Source organism: Gracilimonas tropica DSM 19535, from assembly GCF_000375425.1.
GTDB classification, from domain to species: domain Bacteria; phylum Bacteroidota; class Rhodothermia; order Balneolales; family Balneolaceae; genus Gracilimonas; species Gracilimonas tropica.
Window position 1 is genome coordinate 272,837 of sequence record NZ_AQXG01000001.1, and the last position, 23,597, is coordinate 296,433.

Sequence of the window (23,597 nt, forward strand, 5' to 3'; positions counted from 1 at the left end):
AAGGATCAATCAGGAGAACCCAAAAGGGTTTGGAATGGGGTGGATGATGCTAAAGCACAAGTATATCGTGCCGGTATCACACACTCACGCCAAATAAGTAACCAACCAATGCGGATAAGCCCATTGCTATGGTTCCCCAAATTACAATGCGTATTACGGCTTTCAAGATACTTGAGCCACCGGTTTTCGCGGATACTGTTCCAAGGATAACAAGTGAGAGAATGGTAAATCCGTAAAGGAAATATTCCATTTTTGAAACCGGCGCAAAAAGGGTGACTAATAAAGGTAAAAGTCCGCCAGCCGTAAATGCTGCTCCTGAAGCGAAAGCAGCCTGAATCGGTTTTGCCTGACTAATTTCATTAATGCCTAATTCGTCGCGAATGTGCGTTCCAAGGGCATCGGCTTCGGTTAATTCTTTAGCTACCTGTAATGCGGTCTCTTTTTTAAGTCCCCTTTTTTCGTATATCTGGGATAGAATATTCATTTCTGCTTCCGGCATTTGTTCAAGCTCTTTTTTTTCTCTTTCGATATCTGCTTTCTCAATATCAGTTTGAGAACTCACCGATACATATTCTCCGGCAGCCATCGATAAAGCTCCGGCAACCAGGCCGGCCACGGTAGCCAGCAAAATGGGATCTCTTGTAATACTTGCGGTGGCAACTCCAATGGCAAGGCTTGAAATAGAAATAATTCCGTCATTGGCCCCAAGAACAGCAGCTCGCAACCAATTACTTCGGTGTATGTAGTGGCTATCTAAATAATTATCAATGGTTATCATTCTTTTGAAGATGTATTGATGTTTCCCGTAAGAGCAGGCTAAAGCTCACAAAAATTCCTCTTGACCTGCCACAAATATAAATGAAAATGGATAAAAGAAAGCTAATATCAAAGTAGATATGCATGGCAGAAATGCTCCATTGAGTTTGGAATGGATTGAACAACTTCACCTTAATTATTTTTCAGATTCCACCGGTACTTTTTGATTCAAGAACAAACTTGTCAGTCATTTCAAACATGGCATTTCATTTGCTATCTTTGGGGTATGAAAAACCTGAGAGCCATCTTTCTTTTATTGCTTTTCTGCTTGTCCGGCGGACAAGGGGCTCTTGGTTTTTCCGGGTTAACCAATGACCTACCCAAAGCAGAGATTCAACCTGTTCATTCATCAAAAGACGAACAATCTTATCCGTCCTCTTCCGGATATTTGATCGAACTTGGCTCCCAGTCTGAGTCTGTTTTATTCCAATCAAACCGATTGAAATCGGGCTTTGGCGAAAGCGAAACCCGCGAAGAGGAAGATATTCGTGAATGGGTAAATGAAGCCCGATCAAAGAGAAAAGGCAAGCTTTGGCTATATCAGGCTGGAATTATTGAACGAAGCTTAACCTTTCGGGAACTCATCTATCCGCATCATTTCTATTTCTGATTTTTTCCATCGCTCATTCTCCCTGAAAGTTAAAAGGGAATTTCAAAGAAAGGATGGAGGTGCTGAACTCCTATTTGCACTTGCAAATCCTTCCAACTGATACACTAACCCCAAAATTTATACCGATGGAAATTGATCTATTTTCGGTGGTGGTAACCATCATCGCGTTTTCGTTTTTTATTGTACCGATCGTGATCGATCAGATGCGAAAAAAGAAATAAAATAACCTAAGATTTTTCATAAAAGCGGCATCAACTGGTGCCGCTTTTTTTATGATCTGATTTTGCCTGTACTTTCTTGGCAATGTAGAAACCATAGCTAAAATACTCTTTAAAATTCTTGTACATCAAGATCTCTTCTTTATGCAACTCTATAAAATTTTTTACCATAACAGATTGATTATACTTATCAAGGAATGCCTCAAACCTTTCTTCCATAGGCTGATAATAATTTTCGATCCAGCAATATTCCGGTAATGCAAAATAGCCAATGGGGGAATAACCGTTTTCTTCCAAAAGTTTAATTTTCCCGGAAGCTGTATCAATTTCAGGATATTCCTGATTCCAGTGATATTCAATTTCTTGCGGCCTTGAATCCGTAATCCAGGTGATTTCACTGACGGCAAGATAGCCACCCGGCTTCAGAAATTTCCTCCACTGCCTGAATCCTTTCTCAAAACCGATGTTATAAATGGCCCCCTCTGACCAAATTACATCAAATGCTTCCTCTGAAAAGGGGAGATCCTGCATATCGGCTTTCAGAGTTTTAATTTTCTCTTCCAGCCCCAATTCTTTAGACTTCTTTGTAAGCCTATCTAAGAATTCGGGAAAGAGGTCTACCGCTGTAATTTCTCCTTCTATTTTTTCTGCAAGAGTGATGGTTTGAGCACCCGTTCCACAACCTATATCTGCGATCTTTAGAGAAGCTCTATCATTTTCGGGAATAAAATCGAGGGCTTTTAGGGTCTCAGTGGTGCTTCCGGGACCTTGCCGTTCTGCATCTTTGTGAAAATCTATAAGTAGTTCTAATTCATTCATATTTCAGAATAATAATCACAGTAAATATTAGATAAAAAAAACGCTCCGACGCAAAGCATCGGAGCGGATAAAAAGTAAGAATCACGGATTCTGTGGATTCTTGGATTTCACTCATTCAAAATAATCCGTGAAATCTTTTAATCCGTTAAATCAGCGTTTCAAAATAGATTATTACCGTTTTTCAACCGGTACCCAATCCAGGTGTTTCTCACCAACATATAGTGCTCGTGGTCGGATCAAGCGGTTGTTGGCAGCTTGCTCCATATAATGCCCGGTCCAGCCGGAAACGCGGCTCATGGTAAAAATACAAGTGTACAGATCAGGCTGAATACCGATGGAGTAGTACACAGTAGCTGAAAAGAAGTCAACATTTGGGTCGATATTCTTTTCTTCTTTCATGGTGTTCAGCATGTCTATAGACCATGTATAAAGTTGCTGATGACCGGTTTCTTCAGATAGATCTTTAGACATTTTTTGAAGCAATCGGGCACGGGGGTCAAAGGTTTTATATACCCGGTGACCAAAGCCCATGATCTTCTCTTTGTTTGCTAATTTCTTTTTAGTGAACTCCACGGCATCAGCAGTATCAGGATCGGCATCAAGCTCAAGCAGGGTATTCATCACAGCCGTATTGGCTCCACCATGCAGCGGGCCTTTTAGGGCTCCAATCGCTCCGGTTACAGCAGAATACATATCTGATTGTGTTGCACAAATAGTTCGGCAGGTGAAAGTAGAAGCATTCATTCCGTGTTCGGCATGGAGGATCAGGCACAGGTCCATCGTTTTCTCAGCTTGTTCGCCTGGCTTTTCACCATTTAGCATGTACAGGAAGTTAAAAGCGGTGCTGCCTTCCTTAAGAGGAGCTACAATGTCTTTTCCATTCCGGGCGCGATCAAAAGCAGCAATGATGGTAGGAATTTTAGCCGTAATGTCGATGGCTTGTCCTTCAAACAAAGCTTCATCAAATTTTCCATGCGTATCGTCAGAATCTGCAAGCATGGAAACTGCTGTTCTGAGCACAGCCATAGGTTCGGCCGTTTTATCAGTTGATTTGATGTAGTTCAGCACGGTTTCAGGAAGTTCCCGGTGTTCTATCAACAGCTTTTTCAGACTCTCGAGTTCTTCAGCATTTGGAAGCCGGTCGTTCCACAACAAAAAGCAAACTTCTTCAAACGTTGCATTTTCAGCCAGGGTATCAATAAGATAACCGGAATAGATGAGCTCTCCTTTTTGGCCATCAATAAAACTCTTGGTGGTAGAAAAAGCTACGATTCCATCAAGACCTCGGTTAATATGGGGATATTGTTGCTCGTCAAAGCCTGTGTGAATGCCTTCTGACATTGTTACTCCAAATTTTTGTTAGTGATAATTTACTCGAAAAGAGCCAACTTAACGCCGTTAACGAATTTCACTTCCTTAGCGTTTAAAGCAGCTGAAAGTTTTTGTCCTTTTCTCATTTGAGAAGGGCACCGAATATAGTAAAACCGACACACAATTTTAAGTCAAAAAGTTTTAAAACACTGGAATGAAACAAGTTAGTTTGAAGAAATTATGAAGATGGGAAAGAAACTAAATTGGTCAAAGATCCTTTGCCTCGTTCCAAAATGCATCCATCTCTTCTAAAGAAGAATCTTTAAGTGTTTTATTGTTCTCTTTGAGCCGTTTTTCGATGTGACGGAAGCGATGCTCAAATTTTGTATTGGCTTTGCGAAGGCTGTCCTCAGCATTCAATTCAAAGTAGCGGCTGACATTTACCAAAGAGAAAAGTACATCCCCAAATTCTTCCGAAAGTTCGTCCGGATCTCCGTTTTCCAGTGCCTGACGAAATTCGTGTAATTCTTCATCCAGTTTTTCCCAGGCTAATTTCCATTCCGGCCAGTCAAAACCAACGTTTGCTGCCTTTTCCTGCATACGCTGGGCGCGAATAAGTGCAGGAAGTTGTACCGGTAATCCATCCAGGGTAGATTTTTTTCCTTCTTTCAGTTTAATGTTTTCCCAGTTCTGCGAAACCTGTGTTTCTCCTTCCACTTCTGTATCCCCAAAAACATGCGGGTGTCGGCGGATCAGCTTTTCCATCAGCGTGTAGATAACATCGCCGATATCAAAAGTCTCGGTTTCGGTGGCCATACGGGAGTGAAAGACTACATGCAGCAGCAAATCTCCTAACTCTTTCTTGAACTCGTCAAAGTCGTTATTATCGAGCGCTTCGATAGCTTCATATGCTTCTTCTATCAAATTATCCTTAATGGATTCGTGTGTCTGTTTGCGATCCCAGGGACATTCTTTCCGAAGAATGTTTACGAGTTCTACAAGGTCATCAAAGTTCCTGCTCGGCTTCATTTTGTGAAATTCAAAATTGAGAATTAAAGATTAAAAATGAAGGTACCAATCTTTCATTTTTAATTTTGAATCTTTAATTCATTAAGTCTTTTTCTTTTTTTTCTGAGCTGCCGGGAACAGGATGTTATTCAGGATCAACCGGTAGCCGGGGCTGTTGGGGTGAAGTTCAAGATCTGTTGGAGGGTCATTTACGCGATGGGTGTAATCTTCCGGATCGTGACCGGCATAAAACGTGAAGGTGCCACGGCCATAATTACCATGCAAATATTTGACCTGATTTCGGCCTGGTGCTTCTCCCAGTATCACTACCGATGATTTTACTTTGTCTTTTTGGAAAGCGGTGGTCTGTCCATAAAATCCTCGCACACTACTTACGTGATTTTGTGTAAGCATAGTAGGAACCGGGTCCCATTTGGCAGAAAATTCGAACAGCGTAAAAAAGTCAAGAGATTGATCTACACGATCCAGACTCGGGGAAACATCAATATCGGCATGTTCGTATTCAGCAGGGTTTAATGTGATGTTGAAGTTTTCAAACGCCAACGTTTTATCGAAATCCAGTTTTTGCTGTGCATTAGGGTCAGCAGGATCTCCGTCAAATTGTTCAGGGGCAATGTCAACACCTTCGGCAGCCAAAGCGATATCAAAGGTATCTGTTCCCGAGCACATGGCAAACAAAAAGCCCCCGTTACCTACATATTCTTTGATGGTTCTTGCTACTTTTTTCTTTTGCTCAGAAACACTTGAGAAGCCCAGTTTCTCTGCCATAGCTTCCATTTGTTTTACCTGGGCAATGTACCAGGGCATGTTTCGGTAAGTAGACCAGAACTTTCCATACTGTCCGGTGAAGTCTTCATGATGAAGGTGAAGCCAATCATAATCATTAAGTTTGCCTTCCAATACCTCAACATCCCAAATTTTGTCGTATTCAACCTCTGCATAAGTTAAGGCCAGGGTAACGGCATCATCCCAGGGAAGCGCTTGATCCGGAGTGTAAACAGCGATCTTCGGTGCTTTTTCAAGATTTACAACGGCAGTATTACTGCTGTTACTTTCCACTTGCTGCACGATCTGATTTGCTTCAGAAGCATTGATCGTTTCGATAGTGACATTTCTGACTCTGCTCTTTCTGATGATATCATTCTCGGCAGTTGCCAGAAAACTTCCCCCGCGATAATTCAAAAGCCACTGCCCGGTATGACCGTCAACAAGGTGATTAAATACCACTCCGTAAGCTTTCAAATGGTTGGTCTGCGAGGCATCCATAGGGATGAGCACATATTGTTGTGCAGAAACTAAGGCAGGAATCAGTATAAAAAGGACAATAGAAAGTATTCTCTTGAACATGATCAGGAAGTTGGATTGGTAAATCGTTTTAATCGTTCTCGTGCATAAGGGGCATAAAAGCCCTGTGGATACTGCAGAATGAGTTGGTCATAAATATCTCTCGGGTGTTCGGGCTCTGCAAATTGATTTGTTGTTTCTGAGTCAAATTCGAGGCATTCTTCGGCAACACAAAGTTCAGCATCGGATGCATCTAAAAGTTGTTCAGCGAGTTTTGCTTTTTCCCAAAGCAATTTTTCTTTAATAGGTGTATTTGGGTTTCCGGAGAGATACGTATGGACCTGCACATATTTCTGTTTTAAAGGAATGAACGGGGAATCCACTAAAAACAACAGTGCATTATCTTTCAAAGCGGATACTTTAGGGTCATTGGCAAACTCATAGAACTCAGCTGCACTCACCCGTTCATTTCCATTTCTGTTGTCGTATACGCTTTGGGCGAAACGGTCAAGCAAAGCACCGGTACTGTCGGCAGAAGTCCCTTGTTGCAGCCAAAGTCGTAATTCAAGGGCATCATTTGCGTAATAGGAAGTATTTTGACGACCCAGGGATTTCAACTGGATGGTAGCAAATTCATAGTCGCCGGCATAGAAATCGGTGAGAGCAAGAAAGTATCGGGTCTTCTCGGCCATCTCTCCAATATCTGCTTTTTTGTTGGCACGGGTAAGCTGGATGCGAGCTTCAGGATATTCTTTCTTTGCCAGATAAATTCGTCCTTCAAGATAGGGAAGTTCCGGAGCATCCTGCATGCTAGGCATTTGCTGTAAAGTTTCAAGTGATCGCTGCGCTTTTTCGAGGTCAAATACATGATCCAGTGCTAACTCAGCTCTTTTCAGGTGTATACTCCCCATTCCGCTATAGGTATTTGTTTCCGTTTGGATAGAATCAAGCATAGCGGTTGCCAGGCGGTATAAACTATCTCTTTTATTGCTGAAGTCAAGATTGTAGTCATCCATATATTTTGCCCAGGCTGAATAGGTGTTGGCAAGCTCTTCCAGTCCGCGCCACTTCACTTCCCCATAAGTTTTATCCGTATAGTAGGTGAATGCATCCCGGGCCAGTTCAAATTGATTGTTGCGAATAAGTTGTCGGCCTAAATTGAACAAAGCATAGTTATAGGATTGTGTTCGGGATTCATATTCTGTAGCAGCAGCTAACGCTCTCTTGTATAGCTCATTTTCCTGTAAAAGCCAGATCTGCAACTGATAAAATGTTGAATAGGCAGGTGCAGATACAGACATGTCGGAAAGCCGGTCGTTGAGTTCTACAATGGTAATGTCGTTCAGAACCGGATCATTATATCTGAGCAGGCTGCGCTGTATGAAGGAGATCTGATTCGGATTGTCTTCCAATAGTGAAAGCCATTCTTCGATCGCTTTCTCGTATTCCCCGGCTCTCATGTAAGCATTCGCGATATCTCCAAAAAACAAACGGTTGTTCTGAAAGTTTACCCGTGCTTGTTGATACACATCTACGGCTTTTAGGTATTCCTGCCGGTTGATCATGGTGCGGGCCGTGTTTATATATAACTGAAGATTACGAGGTTCTTTATCAATGTTTTGTTGCCAAAGTTGGAATGCTTTTTCTTTATCGCCTTTGTAATGATAGAGTTCTGCGATCCGGATCTCCATCCTTTGGTCTGACTCAGACCTGTCTTTAAAACGATCAGCAATATTGAGGGCACGGTCATATTGTTTTAGCTGGATTAAGCAATCAATAAAACGGTCGGCATATTCATAATTCTCCGGAAAATCTTCATGTAGTTCTTCCAGAATAGGAAGTGCCTCTGCATATTGTTGCTGCTGCATCATGCGCACGGCAATCTGAAAATCCCGGCTGGTTTGAGAATAGGCCGATGTACTCACGAGACTCAGAAAAAGTCCAAATATTAATGTCTTAATTGCTTGATTCATTGATGAATGATTTTCAGGTCGGGCAGTAATAATTTCAATTCCCGGTGGAATCGGTTTAGCGGAAATCCAACCACATTGTAATAGTCGCCTTCAATTTTTTCTACAAATAAGGCCCCCAAGTCGTCTTGAATTCCATACGCTCCGGCTTTGTCCATAGGATTTCCTGTCGTAATGTAAGCTTCTATGTCTGCCTTTTCCAACGCACTGAATGTCACTTTGGTTTGCTCATGAAAGGTCAATGAGTGTGTGATTTGCTGATTTTTATCAGTTTTAACAAGTGAAACACCTGTGAAAACCGAATGGGTTGAATTGCTGAGGTTTTGAAGCATGCTGAAAGCCTCTTGAGGGGTAGCGGGTTTACCGAGGATCTTATCTTGGTGAACAACTATGGTATCTGCTCCAATGACCAGGCTTTCCGAGAATTTCCCGGCAACGTCAGTAGCCTTCATTAAGGCAAGGTCTTCTACAATTTCTCCCGGATCTTCAAGGTTGATGATTTCTTCAGCATCACTGGGGTAGATCTCGAAGGCAAGCCCGATCTGTTGTAATAATTTTTTACGCCTCGGGCTTTGAGAGGCCAGCACAATTCGGCTCATACTTTATTTTGTTCTTTTATGTTTAGCAGATAATTAAATAACTTAGCAAGCAATACAAAGAAATTCCCAATTAAGTTAACCAAAACCAAAATGGCAAAACGAGGACGTAATACTTCTAACTCTCAGCCGATGTTTTTTTCGGCCTATAACTATAAGCTGATTGGGATGGCAATATTTTTGATCTTTGCCGGGTTCACAGCCATGTACATGGAAAACGAGGTCAAAGGCTTTATCTCACTATTTATTTCACCGGTTGTGATTATGGCCGGTTACATCCTGGTTGTTTTTGCCATTATGAAGCACGATCGCGACGATCAAAAAGAAGTTTCTGAAAGCTGAGTACGTGCTGCACCGAAAGGTAAATATCTTTTTTTTACTGGCATTGGTATCTGTGTTCATCATTTTTGGAGATGCTGCTGATCATCGGCAAATTCTGTTTGGAGCACTTTTTGCTTTTCTGCTTGCTGCCGGGGCTTTTCTATTAAATTGGTTAACGCTTGACGGAACCACATCTGCTGTTATATGCGGAAGCATTGCATACGGCATCGGAGGGATACCCGGTGCAGCTATAATCTTGGTATTCTTCATCAGCAGCTCCCTGTTCTCAAAGAATCTGACAGATGGCGATGATAAATTTGTACACACATTCAGGCGTGATGGAGTACAAGTTTGGTCCAATGGATTTTGGTTTTCCTTTTGGATCCTGGTTTGGTTTTTGACCGGTATGGAAGCTTTTATACTGGCCGGCACTACTTCTATTGCAGTATCCACAGCAGATACCTGGGCTACCGAGATTGGTGGCAATCGGTTGCATCCCAAAACATGGCTATTAACTTCCGGTGAATCAGTACAGCCCGGTACAGACGGTGGTATTAGTGTTCCGGGCACTATCGCATCCTTATTGGGAGCCTCCGTAATTAGTTTAACCTATTGGATCTTTAATATGGAAACGCATGTTGGGTATGTTTTGATCGTAGCTCTGACTGGATTTTCAGGCTGTATTTTTGATTCGTACCTTGGAGCTCGTTTTCAACAAAGTAAACCAAAGAAGATCAAAATTATTGGTTCATACCGAATTACAGTTAGCAATAACTTTGTGAACTGGATCTCGTCCGGCACAGCCTCAATTTTAAGTATGATTTTAACCCTAATTATTAGCTTATGAAATGGTATAAAAAATTACACTGGCAAATTATAATCGGTTTAGTACTAGGGCTTATTTGGGGTTTGATAGCAAACTTTGCTGGCCTTAATGAGTTTACGTCCAATTATATAAAGCCGGTGGGTACAATTTTTATCAAGTTGTTGGTTTTGATTGCTGTACCCTTGGTATTAGTATCGCTGGTAACAGGAGTTACGAGCTTGAATGATACCACCAAGCTCTCGCGAATGGGAGGGAAGACAGTGGGTATCTATGCCATTACTACCATTTTTGCAATTACAATTGGCTTGATCACGGTAAATATCATACAGCCGGGTAAGACCCTTCCTCCGGAGACACGCGATCAGCTGCAGGAGACATACAGCGAGACGATCAGTGACCGCAGCGAGAGTGCAATGGAAGTAATGGATCGCGGCCCTCTGGATTTTGTGGTAAATATTGTTCCTGAAAATTTGGTAAATGCCGCTTCAGATAATTCAAATATGCTGCAGATCGTATTTGTGGCAATCTTATTGGGAATAGGAATTATTCAAATAGGAGGAAAGAAAGCTGAAACGCTTGTGAATTTCTTCGATGCGCTCAATGATGTTGTAATAAGGATCGTGGAGTTAATTATGCTTTTGGCTCCGTACGGTGTCTTTGCGTTGATGGCTTCTCTGTTGATAGATCTTGCAGGAGATGATCTTGGTAAAGCACTGGAGTTACTTTATGCTCTTGGGTGGTATTGTCTTGCTGTACTAATCGGCTTGACGATCCATGTTTTTGTGGTATATGCCAGTTTGTTTAAGGCGACGAGCAACATGAAGCTCAAAACCTTTTTCAGAGCAATTCAGCCGGCAATGCTGTTAGGATTTAGTACCAGTTCAAGCGCCGCCACACTTCCTGTAACCATGGAGAGGGTTGAAAAAAACCTGGGTGTTGAAGATGAGGTGGCCAGTTTTGTTCTGCCTATAGGTGCCACCGTAAATATGGATGGAACCAGTTTATATCAGGCTGTGGCCGCTGTATTCATTGCTCAAGCATTGGGTATGGATCTTACCATTGTACAACAGCTAACCATTGTATTGACTGCAACTGCAGCCTCTATTGGGGCGGCCGGAGTTCCGGGCGCGGGCATCATTATGTTGGTAATTGTACTTGAGTCTATTCAAGTTCCTACGGCAGGTATTGCCCTGATATTGGGAGTCGACCGGTTGTTGGATATGTTTAGAACCATGGTAAATATCACCGGAGACGCCGCTGTATCGGTGGCTGTGGCATCAACAGAAGGGCTTTTAGGCGAGGCTCATCTGGATGATTAAAAATTCAGATTTTTTCAAAAAAATTATATGCCTTTATGCCTGAAAATCTGTTAATTGAGATAGAATTAATTTTAAGTAACAAGAGTGCCTATGGCCCTAAAGTTACTATCCTGTAAACGTAATAGAATAATACATATCGCCCTCTTTCTTTGTGTGGCTTTGTTTTCAGCAAAGCTAAACGCTCAGTCTGTATTACTACCGGGTGATGTTGTAGTGGTATCTGCTAATGCCGATACCCAGTCTGTTGACCTTATCCCACTGATTGATATTGAGGAAGGGACTACGCTCTATATATCCGGAGGATCATGGAATGACTCTACCCAAACGTTATCAGGCAAAGAACTTGAGGTTACTTTTCTGGAGAATGTAGAAGCCGGTACAAATATCTTCATAAACCCGGAGGAGAGTGAACTTGTCCGGACATCCGGCACCATAGACCTTACCCAAAAAGCTCATCGTTTGTTTCTGTATCAAAAATCAGGAGCTTATTACCGACATATATTTGCATTGGGTTGGGGGAATGAGCGGGTTTGGAGACAGTTCCCCGATGATAAGGCAAGTTCTGATATTCCTTCTTCCTTAAAACAAGATCAGCTTTTTTTGAGACTTGGAGCCGAAGAGAATCATCAATATTACATACGAAACGGAGCGAGCGGAACCCGCAATTTACTGCTGAAGTTTGTGACCGATGAAGCCAATTGGCGTTCCAACGATGAACCCTTTGCAAGATTTGGAACATCCTTCAACTTGTTAGATCCTCCGGTAATCTTATTCGAGCGAAGTCTGTCTACCGTTCAGGAAGGCGATTCCATAGCAACTTTAAATGTAGCGATTTATGAACATGATGGATCACGTTTAACGGCAGACGTAACCTTCAATAGTTCCCAAAGCATCATAAATGCGGATGATATAAAAAGTTTTAACTCTGAAACGCTCAATTTTACCGGCTTGATCGGTGATGCCGTATATGAAGTTCACGTCCCCATTGCAGATGATGAAAAATATGAAGGCCGTGAAACCGGTATTTTTAACTTAGAGAATCTTTCGAAGGGGAATTTCGGTGATTTCCTTTCACACAGTTTGGTGATTCAGGATAATGAACAACCTAATATTTCCATCGCATCGGTTGACAACGACAGAGAGGGATACGGCCAGATTGAACTAATCAGTGGAGAAGATGGACCGGTTTCGTTAAACGGCTGGAAATTAAGATCTGAGCAGTTGGAATATCTGTTTCCTGATCAGGCAGTACTTATTCCCGGCGAGAGTTTAAAAGTCAGAGATATCCGCTCCACTCAACCTGTTGATTCAGCGAGGGAGAGTCTTATCATTCAAACTGATAAACCATTGTTAAATGAGAAAGGGGGACTATTACAGCTGATTGATTATAGGGATGAGCTGATCGATGAATTTACTTATGGAAAAAATAACCTTACTGAGAATAAGGATGTACGCCCTAAGGATGAACCTCTGAGGGTGGATGCCGTTCGTTCTTCTGAAGCAGTAACCGAGGTGGAACAGGGTACTGTTGCACAAGTAACTTTGGCAAAGAGTGATATTCCGGGATGGAAAGTTCTCCCCGCTGAGCCCTCTATTGTTGAACAATTCCCGGAAGTAGAGTGGGTGGCCTGGAGTGAGGAGCGCTCTTCAATGGAAAAATATGAAGATATCCCTGATGCTTTAGATGGGTCAGAAGTTCTTTTTGGTTATTTTGAACCCCGGGAAGCAGAAGTTCTCAACGAGTTTCTTTCAGAGAATAAAAGGACACAAAAAGAGGGGGGCATCAGAACTATGGCCCTCGATCTTTCGGCAACTGATTACAACGAAAATAATACCATCGACCGGTTGGAAGGGTTGAATATAGCAGTTAATAACCTTGGTGAAAGTATTCTGGTTAAACGCTTTTTAGAAGTGTTCGAAATGGAATATCCGGAACTTGATTTGAATCCCGTTGTGTATGGCTTTGAGAGAAACTCTGCCGGAGAGATGAATATTGTACCATTAGCCGCGTCTGATTCTTTGATGCCCAAAGCTCCATTTTGGTTAATGTTGCAATCAAAACAGGAGCCGGTCAGGGTTGTATTCCAAAAAGAAAATTTATTACAGCCCATTAATGCAAACCGGGAATTGGACGAACCCAAGGAAATTCCCCGTTTTGGTTTTGAGTTTTCCGTTCCAAATACGGATCAAAAAGAATCATTATTAGTTGGGCTGGGAAGTATAAGTCACGATCAAAAGGATCTTGAGTCTTATCCGGAGATGCAATTTGCGGGGCAGTCATTTTTAAAGGCTTCGATTCATACAGGAAAAGATTATTTCAGCACATTTGGGATTTCTGAAGAACTTTCCACCATACGGTCTTTACCGGTATTTTTTGACATGGATAAGAATGGAAGCGTAAGATTTGCCGTAACTGAATGGGGGCAATTACCGGAAGAATGGATCATTAAATTGGAAGACAGGCTATTAGATAAGACTTATACGCTTAGAGATGGTTTTGTTCTTAACTTTGATTATAATCGATCCGGATCAAAAGAAACGGATCCTTCTGGCGAGCGAGCAGTTGATGATGCCGGTGCCGAAGATACCCGTTTTGTGCTGCATATTATACCTCCAGGTGCAGAGAAAGGTGATAAGGAAGTGGTAGACGCCCCCAGAGAACTTGAGTTGTATCAGAATTATCCGAATCCATTCAATCCGGTCACAACCATTTCATTTTACCTGCCACAACCGGAAGAAGTTAAACTATCGGTATTCAACATTGTAGGACAGCCGATTGCTGTAATTATAGAGGGAACACTTTCGGCCGGTGAAAAGCACTTTGAATGGGATGCCAGTGATCGGCCCAGCGGTATGTATATTTATCAACTTGAAGTGGGTAACAAGGTTATGACACGAAAAATGACATTAGTAAAATAATGAACATATTTCGTGTGATAACAGTTATTTCAATCAACCAATCATAAAAAACAAAGAGGATACTACTTAATTACCATCATGCAGTTTAAAACAATTCAAGGAGTGGACGTACCCGAAATTGGGTTAGGCACACACCGTTTAATTGGCAGGGAAGGTGAAAATGCAATCAAGTTGGCTTTAAATTTGGGTTACCGCCACATCGACACTGCTCAAAGTTATAAGAATGAACGGGAAGTGGGAGAGGCTATAAAGCGATCACATGTAGATCGGGAAGAAATTTTTCTTACATCAAAGATCTGGCATACGCATCTTGAAAAAGAGGATGTACTTAAAGTGGCTGAAAATTCTTTAAGAGACATGGATACCCCTTATGTTGATCTTTTATTGATACACTGGCCCAATCCGGATATCAATGTTGAGAAAACACTGGAGGCTTTTCTTTCGCTTAGAGATCAAGGCAAAGCGCTGAATATTGGTGTAGCAAATTTCCCGCTTAAGCTTTTGAAAGAAGTAAATGAAGAATTGGGTGCACCCATATTTTGTAATCAGGTCGAATATCATCCTTTTCTAAGTCAGTTTGACTTGCTGGACTATACCGCGGAACAGGACATCATGTTTACTGCATATTCGCCATTGGCACAAGGTAAAGTGATGGACCATCCATTGTTAAAGCAGCTGGGGGAGAAATACGGTAAGACACCTGCTCAGATCTCTCTGCGTTGGCTTATTGAACAGGAGCAAGTGGTTGCTATCCCAAAGGCTTCAACAGAAGAGCACCTTAAAGAAAACATCGATATCTATGATTTCGCATTAGAAGATGACGATTTCTATGCTATTGATGATATTGAAAAATCAACCCGGCTTGTTGACCCTGATTTTGCACCGGAATGGGATAAATAATCAACCGCAGTAAATCGGATTATTTACATTCAGCGAGAGCCAAAACATCCCCGTTTTGGTTCTTAAGCTGATGTTTTTGAATCTCATCAGAGTACTTTAGTTCGGATGTAAGTTCATCTCCTGCTACGCTTTCTTTCATAAACATGATGTCAATTTCATGGATAGAACGGGCCTCTTTCTCATTGTATAACTCCATCATCCATTCTACGTATCTGGCATTATTTACGTGCTTATTCATATCCAAATCGGATTTTCGAACGCTGAGCTTTCCCTGTTTATCAGATTCCTCAAAAGGCTTCATCCGGGAAGTTTTAATCGGCATTACATGTTCAATTTCGTTCAAACGCAGGTCGAGCACTTCCTGCGGCATTCGGGTTGGGCGACGGGTTTCCAGGTTCATCATCATCCAGTAACTCAGGCAAGCACCTATCTGTTTACCGTCCTCATCCAAAATACGGTAATCACGGTACGCACGAAGGGCATCACCTGCAGCCGGCCAGGTTTCAATAGTGATGGTATCACGCCATTTTGGAAAACGATCTATTTTGATGTCCATTCGGTGAAGTACCCAGGTCAGGTTTTGCTTATGAAGCTGACTGATATCGAAGTTCAGCTTCAGCGCATGATTACCGGCTACTTCCTGAAATAAAGAACACAAAGCGGGGAGTGTCGCCTTACCATTGAAATCTACTTCGCTTGCCCGGATTTTGAAATGTTCGGCATGTTTGGTGATGTCTTTGGTCATGCTTCTTTTAGGTATGAGTCTGGGTTTGTATTTAAACTTACTTTAAGTACGTAAATAATTTTATTGAAATAAAAATAAAAGCCCCATCAGTTTCACCTGATGAGGCCTGGGTTTTCGGGGTACAAAAAACATTAAGCAGGAATAGTTATTTCCTGCATCACTTCAGAAAAAAGACGGTGCGATTTAATACGCTGTGTGTGATCATAGAGGTACGATGCAGTGATGATCTCATCAACACCGGTCTCTGACAAAAAGTTCTTTAGTTGCTCGGCTACCGTTCTTTTGTCGCCAACAAAGGAATAAGCCAACATTTGTTTTAAAGCCATCCGGTGCTGAAAGGGAAGTACTTTACTGATATCATCAACAGGAGGAGGAAGTGGCTTGCGTTCTCCCGTAATTACCCCAACAAACATTTGTTTAGTGGAAGAGGAGAGATATTCAGCTTGTTCGTTGGTATCGGCCATTACCACATTAATGCCGGCCATTACATACGGATGTTCTAACTGACCGGATGGTTGAAATTCTTTTCGGTAAATGTGAACGGCATCCACCAGTTGTTGTGGTGCAAAATGACTGGCAAAGGCGTACGGTAAACCCAGTTTTGCAGCTAAATGTGCACTATCGGTGCTTGAACCTAAGATCCAAAGCGGAACTTCTGTTCCCTGTCCGGGAAATGCTTTTACTTTCCCGCGATTATTATTGGAAAGATATCTTTGAAGTTCTTCTACATTTTTTGGGAAGTTATACACTTCTTGCATCCGGTTGGGGCGAATGGCATGAGCCGTTGTTTGATCGGTTCCGGGGGCCCGACCTAAACCTAAATCAATCCGTCCCGGATACATGGTAGCAAGGGTCCCAAATTGTTCGGCTATGATGTAGGGGGAATGATTGGGAAGCATGATTCCCCCAGAGCCGATCCTGATCGCAGATGTCGCTTCCGCCATATGTCCCAGCAACACAGATGTGGCTGAACTGGCGATGTGTTCCATATTGTGATGCTCCGCCATCCAAAACCGATGGTAACCCAGTTCTTCGGCAGCAACCGCAAGTTCACGGCTCCGCTGAATGGCTTCTTTTGGATCATTGCCTTCAGTAACAATAGCAAGATCTAAAACGGAATACGGAATCATGCTTTTTTCTACTCTATTTGGTCAGAGCTTTAGTTTTTTCTTTGAACCAGATCTTGGCATTCACTCCAATATAATACATGGAGGGTACCAGGAATAAAGTCAGGAAGGTGGCAAAACCAAGACCATAGATGATGGTCCAGGCCAGCGGACCCCAAAAATCGGCATTATCTCCACCGAAGTAGAGGTTGGGTTCAAAGCTGGCAAAGAGTCCGTAAAAGTCAATATTCAGTCCCATTGCTAATGGAATCAATCCTAAAATTGTTGAGGCTGCAGTCAAAATCACAGGGTTCAGACGAGTAGCACCGCCTTCTATCACCGCTTCTTTAAGACCCACTCCGTCATTGCGAAGAATATCGATGTAATCAATCAAAATTATACCATTCTTCACCACAATACCGGCAACAGCGATGATCCCCATACCAGTCAGTACTACGGAGATATCCATACCGAAGGTCGCAAAACCTATGAACACCCCAATCAAACTGAAAAGTACCTGCGACATGATGATCAAGGGCTTCCCGATGGAATTAAATTGCCCAACCAGAACAAGGAAGATCAGCATAATGGCAGCAAGTAGTGCAACTGCAAGAAATTGACTGGTCTCGGCCTGCTCTTCCTGCTCACCGGTCAGGCTTATTTGATAGCCCTGTGGAACTTCAAAATCTTGTAAGGCTTCCCGGATCTTCATGTTAATTTCATTGGCGTTATAACCTGTTAACACGTTTGACGACAAGGTAGCCACCCGCTCCAGGTCGATCCTGTTAATGGCTCCATAGCTGTTCGATAGCCTTGGCGTCGCTACAGCAGAGATTGGTACAAAACCGGTCGGAGTACCTACCGTCATGTTCATCAGATCTATGATATTACCGCGGTCATCTTCCTGCAACCTAAGTGTTACATCATATTCATCTTCGTCTTCTCTGAACGTAGAAACAGGTTCGCCTAAAAGAGCCGTACGAATAGCCGCTCCAACTTGAACATTACTTATACCGTAGCTATTTGCTTTTTCATTATCGATGTCAATGATAATTTCCGGATTATTCACTTGTAGGTCTGAGCGAAGCTCTTCGATACCTTCAATATCTTGTTCCTGTATATAATTCTTGAATCGCTCAGTAAGCGAGATCAGCTGATCGAATTCATTTCCCGTAATCTCGATATTGATCGGTTTTCCGGTTGGGGGGCCGTTTTGTTCTTTTTCAACGGTAACGGTAGTGTTGGGAATATCCTGAACATTTTCGCGTATTTGGTTCAATATTTCCTGAGTAGAAACCCCATTACGGTACTGGTAATCCACAAATTCTACAGCTACTTTACTTTTATTGGGGGAAGGGGTTGGGTCAATACTATTTGGAGGGTTCGCCCCAACAGCCACATTGGATATCACAGATTTAACCACCGGATTATCCTGACCTATAACATCATACACCCGCTGTTCTATCTGTTTGTTGACCCGGTTTGTTTCATTAAGATCCGTCCCTGCGGGCATTTCATTATATACATAAACGAAGTTTGGTTCGCTTTCGGGAAAGAAAACTACTTTAGGAGAGGCTACCCCTAACAGAAAAATACTTACAAATAAGAAAACGGTTGTAAGCCCAAGGATATACCAAGGCCGGTTGCCCACTAATATCCACTGTATGCTATCGTGATAATAGCTTTGGATCTTTGGAAGTGTTGATTCGTTAAACCCGCGGATGAGTGGCTTAAGGATAAATCGTTCTGATAACCAGAGCAAATAAATGAAGATCAGCAGGTTGGCTAAGAACATACCTCCCGTGAGGTAAAAGATGACTGCCAATACAGCAACCACGGCTGAAGCAATCCATAGAAAGCGATTATCATGCTCCTGTTTACCTTTGATGTGATCTTCATCTTCGCTCATAAAGGAGACGGCAAACACCGGATTCATGATCAGTGCTACCAATAAAGAAGCTATCAAAGTAAGAATCAGCGTAACCGGAAGATAGATCATAAACCGGCCGATGATGCCTCCCCAAAACAAAAGAGGAAAGAAAGGTGCTATGGTAGTTAAAGTACCGGTGATGACTGGCAGGGCAATTTCTCCGGCTGCTTTTTTAGCGGCTTCTATCTTACTGAGATCCCCTTTGGTTACGTGCCGGTAAATGTTTTCTACGATCACGATGGCATTGTCAACTACGATTCCTAATCCCAGAATAAGGGCAAAAAGCACAACTATGTTAATGGAGAAATCAATAGTGGGCATAACCGCAAAAGCGATCAAAGAGGAAAGCGGTATGGCTAAACCCACAAAAACGGCATTCTGCACTCCCATAATAAACATGAGTACAATCACCACAAAGAAAAAGCCAAGGATCACCGTATTAAACAGGTTCGAAATACTGTCTTTGGTGTCTTGAGACTGATCTCCGGTAATGGTGACTTTCAGGTCTTTGGGAAACTCGGTCTCCTGCAGCTCTTTGACGATCGCTACGGTTGCTTCGGAGGTCTCTATAAGATTACCACCGCTTTTCTTTTTCACATTGATGGTAATGACCGGTTCTCCATTGAGGCTGGCATAACTTTCGCGATCTGCAAAATCATCCCGGATCGTAGCAATATTTTTCAGGTATACTTCATCACCGGCGGCATTTTGAAGGATCAGATTCTCCAGATCTTCGGCCTCCTCGATCTCTCCGTCAACACGCACAGAACGCTCCATGGCACCAATATTAAGCTGGCCGGCAGAAACGGTCATATTCTTGGCTTGAACACCCTGACGGATGTCATTAAAATTGATTCCGGCCGCCTGCATCTTATGCAAATCAACATTGATCTGAATTTCACGCTCCAGGGCACCAACGATCTCAGCTTCATTGACATCTGAAATGCTTTCAACGCGATCCTGGATCTCATCTGCAAACTTTTTAAGCTCTACAAGATCAAAGTTACCTGAGAGGTTTATATTGAGGATGGGTTGATCGTCCAGATTGAAATCATTGACCTGAGGCTCCTGAGTAAGCTGTGCGGGTAACTCAACCCGTGCTTTTTCCACGGCATCATTTACTTCCTGCTGGGCTACCAGTTTATCTTTCTCAGTGGTAAACTCAATGGTAATAATGGAGGTGGCCTGCTTCGATACACTGCTGATCTGGTCAATACCGTCAATGCCTTGCAGTTCTTCTTCAATTGGCCGTGTTATCACATTTTCGATATCAGCCGGGGAAGCACCCGCATAAATTGTCACCACATTGAAAATTGGGATCTCAACTTCAGGAAAGGATTCCTTGGGTAGCGTGATGTACGAATATATACCTATAATAGTGATCAAAACCGTTAACAGATAAACTGTTGTCCGGTTGTTGATCGAGAGACTTGAAATCTTAAATTCTTTGAAACTCATATTCTGTTACTCGGTTCGGTTAATTTTCCTGAATAGAAATGGCAGAGCCATCAGAAAGATTTGCATATCCTGCAGTGATCAACAGGTCACCGGGATTAAGACCTTCCGTAATAACCAAGTCATTTTCGTAGTTGGAGCCGGTGGCTACTTCCCGGTTTCGGGCTACCCAACCATTGGCCGTTTCTTCAGCCACAAATACATAACTGATATTATTTGCACGCTGAACGGTGTTTACGGGTACAACAACCTGGCCTTGAAGGGTAATATCATTGATCTTGACCCTGGCCATCATATTTGGACGAATGTTTTTTATAGTATTGGGGATATAAACTTCCACTCCAAAGGTTCGATTTGACGGATTTATGGCTTTGCTAACTACATCCATTTTCTTACTGATAGACTGATTCAGACTTGGAAATACGATCTCAACACTGTCAGAAACATTAACCGTGGTTATGTATGCCTCCGATACCTGTGCGGTTACTTTCATCGCATCAGAGTTAGATATTTGAAATACCGGCAGGGCAGGGCTAACAGTTTCTCCAACTTTCAGGTCAACGCGATCCACCGTTCCTGATATGGTGGCTCTGATGGTATAGAAATCATACTGTTCCTGCAGTGTGGCAAGCTGACTTTTTGCAGATTCATACTGAGTCTTAGCTTGCAGAAACTCTACTTCAGATCCAATATTCTGTTCTCTCAGATTTTTCTGACGTTCAAAAAGAGTCTCTGCCAGTTCCAATTGGGTTTTAACCTGCTCCAGTTGGCTGCGTGTGATCTCACCATCTAAACGAGCAAGAATATCTCCTTTTTGTACGTTTTGCCCCGCTCGGACTAAAATTTCTTCAACAGTAGCAGAAGTTTTAGGAGTGATCATGATCGTTTTATCCGATTCAACATCCCCCTGAACATTAATATATCGTCTGAAGGTTGAAGGTTGAATTTCGTCTACATAAACCGGAATTACTTTAGTGTTGTTATTTTCGCCATTCTCAGGCTGAGTACCGTTTCCACAAGCGGTGATCAGTAAAAATAGCGCAAGTATCGAGATTTGAGATTTCATTTGAGTCGGTTTCATGTTATTTGAGTTCGATATTTTCTTTGATTTCCTGAATGTCTTTTCCTACAAAAGGAACCTGACCGGTGGCCTGGTCGTATTGGGCTTTGGCCGAAAGATAGCCGGATACCATTTGAGCGTAGTTGATCTCAGCTTGCCGCAGTTGAAGCTCGGCATCATTAAGTTCTTGCTGAGAACCAACACCGTTTTGAAAGCGGATCTTGGCACGTTCATAGCCTCGCTCGGCTTGTTTCAATGCTTTTTGAAGCCCTTCACTGATTTCAAGCGCTTCGCGCACATTTTGCTGAGCCGTAAAAATTTCTTTATTGGCTGTTTGCTTAGCCTGATACTGCTGTAGCTCCGTATCTTTGATCTGAATCTTGGCACGCTGAATTGCTACGTTGCGGCTCAGTCCTTGAAAGATGGGAAGTTGCACACCAACTGTAAGGGTTTGAGACCGGGCTCGGTTGCTTTCATCGCCAAAAAATACCGGAGTTCCGGGTTGAGAGGCCGTCCAGTTCAAACCGTATTGAGCAAAAACAGTGGGCAAATACGAGCTTCGCTGTGCATCAAGCTGCTTGCCTTGCAGTTGTTTCTGAAGATCCAAAACTCTTAGGTCGCCACGGAGGTCCATTGCCTTCTTTAGTGCTACAGAATCGGTTTCCAGTACCAGCGGGGTTTGACGGTCAATGGATTTTATGGCTTCATTTTCTTCGTTATTGGCTTGCTGAGACTGAATGTTAAATGAACTTAAGTCACCTTTTACATCAATAGAAAGTTGTACCGGGAGCCCCATAACATCCAGCAGTTCCTGCTTTGCTTCCTTTACGTCGTAACGGGTTGAGGTAAGCTGTGGCTCAAGGTTGCTAAGTTGTACTTCAAGCTGGAGGAGGGCATATTCATCAACAAAGCCTTGTTCTGCCAGTTTTCGGGTATCTTCCAAGCTTTTCCTGATGCGAGAGATCTGCGCCTCGATCAGCCTTAACCGTTCCTTGGTAACCAGTGCCTGATAATAGGTGATGCGGGTTTGAGTTACAATGCCCTGGGCAGTAGCTCGCATGCCTTCAGCTTGGGCTGCCTTCACTAATTCGGAGCTGCTGATCCCTACAAAAGCCTGACCATTAAAGATAGTTTGGGAAACAGTAAATCCTCCCATCCAGTTGTTATCAGTACCGAATGCTACCGGGATCAATTCGTCAGGGTCGGCATTTTGATCAAAGATAATAGCAGGGATGAAATTGACCGGTACTTCAAGGTTGCGGGTATAATTGGCAGATGCGGCAATATCCGGCATCACATTACTCCAGGCACCAAGGATCTGTTGGTCAGCATCTCTTACAGACAGTAAAGAGCGTTTCATCTGGGTATTATTGGCTAAAGCGATCTGGATGGCTTGTTCCAGGTCTATGGTTTCACTCAGCGTATCAGCAATTGAGGATGGCTGTGAATGGGCTGATAACACCGGGGCAAGATTAAGACCAAATATCAGGATGAACATCCCGCTCAATTTCAGGGGATGGGCAAAAAATCGTTTCATAGAAAACAAATTGATATGATTCTGGGGTTTATTATTCTTGGTTGTCAGAGGGGGAATTTTTCTCATGGAATTGTATTTCAAGAAACTCTTCTAAAAGTTTCGGAATGGACAGCTCATTATCATTTAAGATCTTTTGGGCATGATCATGGGAACCTGAAAGGTAAAATTTGAGCATCCCGCTCATTTGGAAACTAAGCATCAAAGCTAAGACTTTAGGTTCGAGATGGGTTTTGATACTGCCATCCTGAATACCGATCTGTATTGCCCGAACCATGATCATAAAAAGTTCATCTTCAATATTTTTGCAATCCTCTACGATAGAAGGCTCTTCTTGTTTCTCTTTATTATACCCTTCTTTGATATGCTCATAGAGCACCATTGCTTTTGTAAAAGCAGCATTATGAGTGAGGGTATTCAAAAAAGTAAGCATCATTTTCTTGACAAGTTCAGCACCGGGAAGATCCTGTTTGATGACTTGTAAGAACTTATCATATAAGTGTTCAAGCCCTCGTTTTTTGACGGCTTGGTGAAGGGTTGACTTGTCATTGAAATATAGATAAAGAGTACCCTTGCTAAGTTCTGCTCTTTCGGCGATCTCATCCATTGTGGTTTTTTCAAAACCCTGCTCTTCGATCAGCTCTATAGCAGCAGTCAGAATTTGATCTCTTCTGCGCTTCTTCTCGCGCTCTTTTCTTTCTTTAATTCCCATTTACTGACTCTTGGTCATTCAGTGACTAAAATTACTTTACTAAGTTTACCCACTATTAAACAAAAAAAGAAGTCTGCCGTTCATTAGGCTTATATATTATTAAAGGGCATATTTGAA

Annotated in this window: 19 protein-coding genes; 6 read left to right on the top strand and 13 right to left on the bottom strand. The window is 42.5% G+C overall.

Annotation, left to right across the window (positions count from 1 at the left end; all coding sequences use genetic code 11):
• Positions 1 to 76 precede the first annotated feature (76 nt).
• Positions 77 to 778: a VIT1/CCC1 transporter family protein gene (locus B151_RS0101235; protein ID WP_020401767.1), complete on the bottom strand. Its 702-nt coding sequence runs from the start codon at positions 776 to 778 to the stop codon at positions 77 to 79.
• 264 nt (positions 779 to 1,042) lie between these two features.
• Between B151_RS0101235 and B151_RS0101245 the strand changes: the two genes are divergently transcribed.
• Positions 1,043 to 1,426 (top strand): hypothetical protein, encoded by a 384-nt coding sequence (locus B151_RS0101245; protein WP_020401768.1) that lies wholly within the window; start codon positions 1,043 to 1,045, stop codon positions 1,424 to 1,426.
• Positions 1,427 to 1,677: 251 nt separating this feature from the next.
• Here B151_RS0101245 and B151_RS0101255 read toward each other — a convergent pair whose 3' ends face one another.
• From B151_RS0101255 to B151_RS0101280, 6 genes are all read right to left on the bottom strand, one after another.
• Positions 1,678 to 2,463: a class I SAM-dependent methyltransferase gene (locus tag B151_RS0101255; RefSeq protein WP_020401770.1), complete on the bottom strand. Its 786-nt coding sequence runs from the start codon at positions 2,461 to 2,463 to the stop codon at positions 1,678 to 1,680.
• A gap of 171 nt (positions 2,464 to 2,634) precedes the next feature.
• Entirely contained in the window at positions 2,635 to 3,804 is a 1,170-nt protein-coding gene (locus B151_RS0101260; RefSeq protein ID WP_020401771.1) for a citrate/2-methylcitrate synthase, read from the bottom strand.
• 237 nt (positions 3,805 to 4,041) lie between these two features.
• A complete protein-coding gene (gene mazG, locus B151_RS0101265) occupies positions 4,042 to 4,803 on the bottom strand; it encodes a nucleoside triphosphate pyrophosphohydrolase (RefSeq protein ID WP_020401772.1) in 762 nt (253 codons plus the stop codon).
• A gap of 81 nt (positions 4,804 to 4,884) precedes the next feature.
• The gene (locus tag B151_RS0101270) at positions 4,885 to 6,150 is read right to left on the bottom strand and encodes a hypothetical protein (RefSeq protein WP_020401773.1); all 1,266 of its coding nucleotides are present in this window, start codon (positions 6,148 to 6,150) and stop codon (positions 4,885 to 4,887) included.
• 2 nt (positions 6,151 to 6,152) lie between these two features.
• A complete protein-coding gene (locus tag B151_RS0101275) occupies positions 6,153 to 8,060 on the bottom strand; it encodes a tetratricopeptide repeat protein (protein ID WP_020401774.1) in 1,908 nt (635 codons plus the stop codon).
• Positions 8,057 to 8,656 (bottom strand): Maf family protein, encoded by a 600-nt coding sequence (locus B151_RS0101280; RefSeq protein ID WP_020401775.1) that lies wholly within the window; start codon positions 8,654 to 8,656, stop codon positions 8,057 to 8,059. The genes B151_RS0101275 and B151_RS0101280 overlap by 4 nt, the downstream gene beginning before the upstream one ends.
• A 90-nt stretch (positions 8,657 to 8,746) precedes the next feature.
• Between B151_RS0101280 and B151_RS0101285 the strand changes: the two genes are divergently transcribed.
• From B151_RS0101285 to B151_RS0101305, 5 genes are all read left to right on the top strand, one after another.
• Entirely contained in the window at positions 8,747 to 8,995 is a 249-nt protein-coding gene (locus B151_RS0101285; RefSeq protein ID WP_020401776.1) for a hypothetical protein, read from the top strand.
• Positions 8,996 to 8,999: 4 nt separating this feature from the next.
• A complete protein-coding gene (locus B151_RS0101290) occupies positions 9,000 to 9,821 on the top strand; it encodes a DUF92 domain-containing protein (protein ID WP_020401777.1) in 822 nt (273 codons plus the stop codon).
• On the top strand, positions 9,818 to 11,119 hold the full coding sequence (locus B151_RS0101295; RefSeq protein ID WP_020401778.1) for a dicarboxylate/amino acid:cation symporter: 1,302 nt from the start codon (positions 9,818 to 9,820) through the stop codon (positions 11,117 to 11,119). The genes B151_RS0101290 and B151_RS0101295 overlap by 4 nt, the downstream gene beginning before the upstream one ends.
• 90 nt (positions 11,120 to 11,209) lie before the next feature.
• Complete coding sequence (locus B151_RS19265; RefSeq protein ID WP_083909844.1) at positions 11,210 to 14,038, top strand: T9SS type A sorting domain-containing protein; 2,829 nt, start codon at positions 11,210 to 11,212, stop codon at positions 14,036 to 14,038.
• A gap of 78 nt (positions 14,039 to 14,116) precedes the next feature.
• Positions 14,117 to 14,938 (top strand): aldo/keto reductase, encoded by an 822-nt coding sequence (locus B151_RS0101305; protein WP_020401780.1) that lies wholly within the window; start codon positions 14,117 to 14,119, stop codon positions 14,936 to 14,938.
• Between the two features lie 19 nt (positions 14,939 to 14,957).
• On the opposite strand, the gene B151_RS0101310 is transcribed toward B151_RS0101305, so the two are convergent.
• From B151_RS0101310 to B151_RS0101335, 6 genes are all read right to left on the bottom strand, one after another.
• The gene (locus B151_RS0101310; RefSeq protein WP_020401781.1) at positions 14,958 to 15,683 is read right to left on the bottom strand and encodes an acyl-[acyl-carrier-protein] thioesterase; all 726 of its coding nucleotides are present in this window, start codon (positions 15,681 to 15,683) and stop codon (positions 14,958 to 14,960) included.
• A 131-nt stretch (positions 15,684 to 15,814) separates the two neighbouring features.
• Positions 15,815 to 16,813 (bottom strand): LLM class flavin-dependent oxidoreductase, encoded by a 999-nt coding sequence (locus B151_RS0101315; protein ID WP_020401782.1) that lies wholly within the window; start codon positions 16,811 to 16,813, stop codon positions 15,815 to 15,817.
• 13 nt (positions 16,814 to 16,826) lie between these two features.
• On the bottom strand, positions 16,827 to 20,177 hold the full coding sequence (locus B151_RS0101320; RefSeq protein WP_020401783.1) for an efflux RND transporter permease subunit: 3,351 nt from the start codon (positions 20,175 to 20,177) through the stop codon (positions 16,827 to 16,829).
• Between the two features lie 19 nt (positions 20,178 to 20,196).
• Positions 20,197 to 21,240, bottom strand: coding sequence for an efflux RND transporter periplasmic adaptor subunit (locus B151_RS17645; RefSeq protein WP_020401784.1), 1,044 nt, complete (start codon positions 21,238 to 21,240; stop codon positions 20,197 to 20,199).
• A gap of 16 nt (positions 21,241 to 21,256) precedes the next feature.
• Positions 21,257 to 22,771: a TolC family protein gene (locus tag B151_RS0101330; protein ID WP_169332172.1), complete on the bottom strand. Its 1,515-nt coding sequence runs from the start codon at positions 22,769 to 22,771 to the stop codon at positions 21,257 to 21,259.
• 31 nt (positions 22,772 to 22,802) lie between these two features.
• Positions 22,803 to 23,480, bottom strand: a complete 678-nt coding sequence (locus tag B151_RS0101335) for a TetR/AcrR family transcriptional regulator (RefSeq protein ID WP_020401786.1) — start codon at positions 23,478 to 23,480, stop codon at positions 22,803 to 22,805.
• Between the last annotated feature and the right edge of the window lie 117 nt (positions 23,481 to 23,597).